Below are 1,648 nucleotides of genomic sequence, written 5' to 3' on the forward strand. Positions count from 1 at the left end.
AGGAAAACTTATCAGTTCATTGCTGGTCTTCTTGGCTAGTCGGTTGAACCATACAAGCAGAATAAAGTTCATTCCTATTAGTGCCACTCCCAGGAAGACAAAGAGGATGAGATAAACACTCTGGTAACTCATGTGCCATTGCATCCCCGTCATCTTCGTATAGTTGATGAGTGCTTTATGCTGAGTCAGAAAACTCTGCCCAATGAATGGGCTGATGAAATTGAACCAGTTGGCGAATATCAGGTATGCATATCCAAGAATGGAGGCTGTTCCTGATATGGTGAACACATCCAGGCCGAATTGCTTGTATCTCTTCCTCATGGGAATGAGAAGCAAGAGGCAGGATAGGATACACACCAGTCCCTGTAGGTATAAGCTCCATGCCACATTGGCAGTAGCATATGAAACTCCCAGGCTTTTGGCAATCATAGAAATGATGCCTGCGATTATATCATATAACATTTTCATTGTATATTGTTATTTTTACGTTGTTTCTAATGTTAGAAAATCATGGGTGCAATGATTTTATTTATTACTCAATGTTTTAGAGTGCCTTTGCACATCCATATATACCTTTAGCTGGCTAAAGGTAAACATTTCTGGAGCAAAAGTAGATAAAAATGAGCAGATAATGCTACATCCTATCTGTTGATTGTACCAAATGCCTGCTTCTGTGTATAAAATACATGTTCTAAAGTCTGTTCTATCTGTTTGTAGTATTTTGTAGATGAGTTCTCTTCATGTAACTTTTGAACAATTCTTTCAAGTTCCGATAAATCATGCCGTTATCAGAGTCTTGTTACCATGGATTGATGAAAATTTGAGTTTTTGCATTGTGAAGCGAAGAAGCATGAGGAGGTGCGATGGGGTAAAATCATGCGTATAGTTAGTGCACTAGCCGTGGTTACTGCAAAAGTTAAACCCATAGATGGACAGGTGTTTAGTGTAAAACATAGAAAGAGGCAGAAAGTTAACTCTCTGCCTCTGTGCTCTGTATTTACCCAATGCCGCTAAGAAAAAGAAAATCCATACTACACCCAAATCAGACTTCCCCCAAAACAGATGTTGTAAATCAAGGTGTTACAACACGAGTAGCAGCAATGTGTGTCAAAAAACATTCTTTTGTGCATAAACAGCTGGATCCAAAACCTGGTGATATCAGTTTTCTTTATTTTGCGTTTCAATTTCTTTGCTCAGCCATTTTTGAACAGCAAAAAAATCATCCAAAAGAGCCCTTAGGTATTCTTTCACGTGGGGTAAATCTTTTGGCAGTATACATTGGCGTTTGGAATGGAGAATGAATTTCTGTCCTTCTTCTTCTATGTAGTAAACAATGGTTGTTCCACTATAGTTGTTGATTGTGTTAACTGCCTTACGTACATTAGACATTTGTTCCAGATCATCCAATGGAACAACATACCACCCTGGATCCCAAATATTAATGAAGAAACTCTCGTTGGTGGCATCTATGATAAAATGTTCTCCCTGATATTTAAAATCCAAGCGATTCTCTTCCTCTTCTGAAACAAATACCTCACAGTTTAATTGCTTCAGCAGCTCTATGCACAAATCCTTGGTGTGTGGAGGTTCTTCCTGCTTTTCTTCTTGCAGTATGTCCGCAGAAGCCTCAGGTTGTGTACAGCCATCA

1 protein-coding gene and 1 pseudogene are annotated in these 1,648 nt (G+C 39.0%); both read right to left on the reverse strand.

The window, feature by feature from the left end; translation table 11 throughout:
* Positions 1 to 462 (reverse strand): hypothetical protein (locus tag ACQRBJ_RS15935; RefSeq protein WP_445304218.1); only part of this gene is annotated, 462 nt, incomplete at its 3' end.
* A gap of 696 nt (positions 463 to 1,158) precedes the next feature.
* Positions 1,159 to 1,648 (reverse strand): annotated as a pseudogene (locus ACQRBJ_RS15940) (hypothetical protein); the annotation flags it as partial.

The organism is Prevotella sp. SGI.167 (assembly GCF_050313615.1).
In the GTDB taxonomy this organism is placed as follows: Bacteria; Bacteroidota; Bacteroidia; order Bacteroidales; family Bacteroidaceae; genus Prevotella.